We start from the raw sequence: 4017 nt of genomic DNA, 5'->3' as shown, positions 1-4017 counted from the left end.
CATCGCCATCACACCCGAGTCGTCATAATCTGGTCGTCCTGCCTGGGGGAATTTGGGGTGGCCAAGGGTGGGGGAATTTGACCTGGCCATCGGGGTACTCGATGCCTTGGAGCAAGCCCTATAACGCTGCAGAGCCGACATCGAGCGATGCCAGTCTCTGGACCGCTATTGCAGTGTTTTGTGTAACGCGGACGTTCGTTTAAAGAGCCCGCATTTTTTGGAACTCTGGCCAGAGGCGACCAGGTTCACCAACTCCGTGTCCAACCCAAGGAAACAGACAACTTCTGCGGACAACAGCCCCCTTGGGCAGGTCTTCATCGGCCGCCGCCTGCACCGCCACTATCTGCACAGGCGAGAGAGGGCCGTCGTCGGCTTCGTAGCCCTGGTGCACTTCCGCTGCCGCCCCATCTCGCAAATGGTCATGCCCCCCAGGCTCTGGAGCACTGAAACTCACCTCGGAAGATTGGGTGGCCATTAGATGCCCCAAACGCTCTCACCCACTGACCACTGCAGTTCGTCCACCACCCTGCGCATGATCCACACACACTGCGCGTCGGTGCACCATCGCTTGGCCAGGAGGCCTTTCAACGCAGCCTTCACCGTCGCCTCCTGATTCCCCTCAAAGGTCGCGAGTTTTCTCTGGCAGTACCGGACCATCTGCGAGACCAGATCGTCACACATCTGGAAAGCAGCGATGACCTCTGACGGCGAAGTGCCTGGGGAATAGAACTCCCCGCCTTCCTCAACCAGGCTCATCTTGGGCTGGGCGCCCGCAACGGCAGACAGAGCTGCAGTCACCGGAAAGTCCTCTGGTACCCCTGGATAGTTGGCGCGGTCAATCGACATATCGACTCCTTGCTGTCTGTTGCACCATACAACTGGTACTTGGTACTGTGCAATCCCAATTCTTCAAAACGGCGCAGGCGACTCCACCAACTCCACGGGTCCAGACCCCTCGTATAGCACCGACCCCGAATGCTTCACAGTCACCCGCCAGATCTCGCCTTCCTGGGTGATCGTGTACGCCTCAGGCTCCAGCGGCAACACGGTCTCTGTCTGGAACATCCCCTCAATCTTCCAGGGCGGCGTGCAGAGCAACGTCGGGTAGTTCCAAGGTGAATTGATCGTCATGGTGTCGCCTCAACCCGCACTGCTTCTGACTGCATGCGGAGTGCTGGCCCGCCGGCGCGCCTGCGACATCTCCGCCAACGGCAGCGGATCTCGACCTTCATCCCAGCCGTACTTCGAAGTACGCCCCATCCCCTTCCCCCAGATCCCGGAACCCCGCCTGCTTGGCTGCAGTGCTCGCCTTGCCCCAGGCTTTGAGCAAGGTGAGATCTCCGGGAGACACCACCTCAGGGGGCGACTCCTCCAAGTTGTTCAGAGTGTCCAGGGCCGCAGCCACTTGTTCTGGTCCGCCCAGTTGCTTTTCCAATACTTTCGCGTAGCGGGTTTCGGCCGCAATGCGCTCCTTGGCGGGCAGTTCTTCAGGGTAGTCCCGCAGGGTGACGGTGTAGGTGGTTTCGATGGTTTCCATGGCAGTTCTCCAATGTGTTGATGTACTGTACAAATATACAGCTTTCTTTGGAAGAGTACATGTCAGCAAGAACCCTCGGGGACTGGTTGTGAAGCTGTGATTTGCGGGTGCTGCTGCCATGGGAGGTGTTCTTCCAGCACTGTTAGCCAAGCAAACTGGCTCCCCCCTTGGAGCCCTTTTGGGTGACGGTTTTCAGGGGTGCAAGCAACTGTAAATCCCTGCGAATTGCGTCCATTCAAGCCTGAGATCGGGCGGCCAGGATGCTCCAATCGGACTCCAGTTTTTGCTCATTCCATTCCCGTGAACCGATTGTTTTCTTGGCCACGCCGTGTTCGCCTGGCCACCGCGCTGGTCCTGTCTCTGGCCAGTGTCAGTCCGAATCTCTCCTGGGCTCGCTCGCCGCAGTTCGACAGTGGGGCCCTGTTCACACCGCAGCCCACCAGCTTTGCGCAGTGCCCTCAGTTTTTTGCGAATGGGGTTCCCCCTGCAATCACACCCCGACCTCAGTTGCGGGAGCTTTGTTATGAAGCCTTTGCCGTGCTTCACAGTGGTACCACCCGGACGCCCGTGTTTGTGGCGCAGCGCTTGAACCGCCAGAGTGTGGAAGATGCCGATGAGAAGCGGGCCAAGCGGTTCTTTGCCGATGCGCGACTTCCCAGTGGTGAGCGAGCGGAACTGGAGGACTACAAGAACTCTGGGTACAGCCGCGGGCACATGGCACCTGCGGGGGACATGCCTACCCCAACGGCGATGGCACAAAGCTTCAGCCTGGCCAATATGGTTCCCCAGAACCCCCAACAGAACGGGGGCGCCTGGAACAAGATTGAGCAAGATACGCGGCGCTATGCGCGAAGGGCCAAAGGGGATGTGTTTGTAATCACCGGGCCGGTGTTCACAGACAGTGGGCCTCGCATTGGCGCCAATGGGGTGAAGGTGCCCACCTATTTGTACAAGCTGGTCTATGACGTCACCACCCAAAGGGCCTGGGCGCATTGGCAAGAGAACCGGGAAGGTGAGACAGTGAGTCGGCCGATCAGCTATCAGGAGTTGGTCAAGAGGACGGGGGTGGAGTTTTTGCCAAAAAGTGCGCTGCAGCATTGAGTCTTCGCAAGCCAGGTGTCAGCGGGGGCGTTATAAATCGGCCCTTTCAACTTCTATGCATTGTGAGCATCCATGAACCGTGCCGACCTCGTTGCCATCCTCGCCGCCAAGAATGATCTGTCCAAGGTCTCAGCCAATGCCGTACTGGACACTCTGATCGACACCATCCAGACCGCCGTGAAGAAGGGCGATGCCGTTCAACTGGTGGGCTTTGGCACCTTCAAGTCCGCCAAGCGTGCGGCACGCACGGGCAAGAACCCTTCGACTGGCGCAGCACTGAAGATACCTGCGAGCACGGTGCCGAAGTTTGTGGCGGGCGCCAAGTTCAAGGCGGTGGTGGATCCCAAGGCTGCAAAGCGCAAGGCGGATAAGGCAGGCAGGCAAGTAAGTAAGTAAGTAAGCCGCAGCGTATTTGACCGCATGACTGCATTCAAAACCGCCACGGGCCCAGTGCCGCTGGCGGTTTTGTTTTGGCCGTTTGGTTCGATGGACTCCGCCCACCCAGTTCGGCAGATGGTCCCTCGGTCCGTCGGTCCGTCGGTCCGTCGGTGTGTCGGTGTGTCGGTGTGTCGGTGTGTCGGTGTGTCGGTGTGTCGACACAAACGCTACCATCGAGCCAATGAACACTTTTTCCAATGCCTTTCGCGCTGAAGTTGCCCGCATGGCGCGCAAGGAAATCAAGCCCGAGTTGCAGGGCATGCGCAAGGCCATCACCAGCCATCGGTCCGAGATCGCCGCATTGAAACGCGAGGTGAAGGCGCTGACCTCTCAGCTCAAGTCCTCTCGACGCCAGATCAAAGTAGCGGATGAGCCCAAAGCCAAAGCTGCGATCGAAGAAACCGGATCCAAGAAGCCAAGACAGATCCAGTTCAACGCACAGACCCTTGTTGAAAAACGAGCAGCGCTGGGCATCACACAGAAAGAGATGGCTCTGCTGCTGGGCGCGTCATCGCTATCCGTCTACAAGTGGGAATCAGGTCGGGTGCACCCACGGGCTGCGCAGCTAGAGCGCATTGCCCAGGTGCTCAAGCTCGGCAAGCGCAAGGCTCTGGCATTGCTCAGTCCGCAGTGAGTGGGTGAGGGCAAGTTGCCCCAACCAAGCCCTCAGCGGCGACGATACGGCTCTCCTGGTGAAGAGTCCTTGCGTTCATCCGCCAGTTCAAACAGGCACTGCATGTAGGGTTGGACATCCGTCCATTTGGCGCGGTCATCATAGAAACGCGCCAGATTGCGCGTGGCTTCTACCGCGTCCGGCCACTTGTCTGCAGCACTCACGCGGGTCATGGGGTCTCCTCGTTTTCAGTGCAATAAGTGACGGTACGAAAAGCTAGCACTGGCGCGGAGGTGGTGTTGGTAGATCGTTGATTTCATTGACTTTC

At 58.7% G+C, this 4017-nt stretch carries 7 protein-coding genes; 3 read left to right on the top strand and 4 right to left on the bottom strand.

Features of this window, described 5'->3' with window-relative positions; translation table 11 throughout:
* Nucleotides 1-474 precede the first annotated feature (474 nt).
* The 3 genes from BLW02_RS19225 to BLW02_RS19215 form a co-directional block, all read right to left on the bottom strand.
* Nucleotides 475-846 (bottom strand): hypothetical protein, encoded by a 372-nt coding sequence (locus tag BLW02_RS19225; protein WP_233521205.1) that lies wholly within the window; start codon nt 844-846, stop codon nt 475-477.
* Between the two features lie 63 nt (nt 847-909).
* Nucleotides 910-1131: a hypothetical protein gene (locus BLW02_RS19220; RefSeq protein ID WP_092701690.1), complete on the bottom strand. Its 222-nt coding sequence runs from the start codon at nt 1129-1131 to the stop codon at nt 910-912.
* A gap of 97 nt (nt 1132-1228) precedes the next feature.
* A complete protein-coding gene (locus BLW02_RS19215) occupies nt 1229-1537 on the bottom strand; it encodes a hypothetical protein (protein ID WP_092701687.1) in 309 nt (102 codons plus the stop codon).
* A gap of 300 nt (nt 1538-1837) precedes the next feature.
* Here BLW02_RS19215 and BLW02_RS19210 point away from each other — a divergent pair, with 300 nt between their 5' ends.
* The 3 genes from BLW02_RS19210 to BLW02_RS19200 all read left to right on the top strand — a co-directional run bounded on the left by BLW02_RS19210 (nt 1838) and on the right by BLW02_RS19200 (nt 3710).
* Nucleotides 1838-2638, top strand: a complete 801-nt coding sequence (locus BLW02_RS19210; RefSeq protein WP_066784482.1) for a DNA/RNA non-specific endonuclease — start codon at nt 1838-1840, stop codon at nt 2636-2638.
* Between the two features lie 72 nt (nt 2639-2710).
* Nucleotides 2711-3034 carry an HU family DNA-binding protein gene (locus tag BLW02_RS19205; RefSeq protein ID WP_066784487.1) on the top strand — a complete coding sequence of 108 codons (324 nt, stop codon included), beginning with the start codon at nt 2711-2713 and terminating at the stop codon, nt 3032-3034.
* Between the two features lie 223 nt (nt 3035-3257).
* The gene (locus tag BLW02_RS19200; protein WP_066784489.1) at nt 3258-3710 is read left to right on the top strand and encodes a helix-turn-helix domain-containing protein; all 453 of its coding nucleotides are present in this window, start codon (nt 3258-3260) and stop codon (nt 3708-3710) included.
* A 32-nt stretch (nt 3711-3742) separates the two neighbouring features.
* Here BLW02_RS19200 and BLW02_RS19195 read toward each other — a convergent pair whose 3' ends face one another.
* Nucleotides 3743-3922 (bottom strand): hypothetical protein, encoded by a 180-nt coding sequence (locus BLW02_RS19195; protein WP_092701684.1) that lies wholly within the window; start codon nt 3920-3922, stop codon nt 3743-3745.
* Nucleotides 3923-4017: the final 95 nt, after the last annotated feature.

Source organism: Acidovorax soli (genome assembly GCF_900107605.1).
Classification (GTDB): domain Bacteria; phylum Pseudomonadota; class Gammaproteobacteria; order Burkholderiales; family Burkholderiaceae_C; genus Acidovorax; species Acidovorax soli.
This window is presented reverse-complemented; position numbering and strand designations above follow the sequence as displayed.

Excerpts from the sequence above, each read along its gene's own strand:
- BLW02_RS19215 (WP_092701687.1), bottom strand. The coding sequence starts at position 1,537 with ATGGAAACCATCGAAACCACCTACACCGTCACCCTGCGGGACTACCCT.
- BLW02_RS19200 (WP_066784489.1), top strand. The coding sequence starts at position 3,258 with ATGAACACTTTTTCCAATGCCTTTCGCGCTGAAGTTGCCCGCATGGCG.
- BLW02_RS19195 (WP_092701684.1), bottom strand. The coding sequence starts at position 3,922 with ATGACCCGCGTGAGTGCTGCAGACAAGTGGCCGGACGCGGTAGAAGCC.
- BLW02_RS19205 (WP_066784487.1), top strand. The coding sequence starts at position 2,711 with ATGAACCGTGCCGACCTCGTTGCCATCCTCGCCGCCAAGAATGATCTG.
- BLW02_RS19220 (WP_092701690.1), bottom strand. The coding sequence starts at position 1,131 with ATGACGATCAATTCACCTTGGAACTACCCGACGTTGCTCTGCACGCCG.
- BLW02_RS19225 (WP_233521205.1), bottom strand. The coding sequence starts at position 846 with ATGTCGATTGACCGCGCCAACTATCCAGGGGTACCAGAGGACTTTCCG.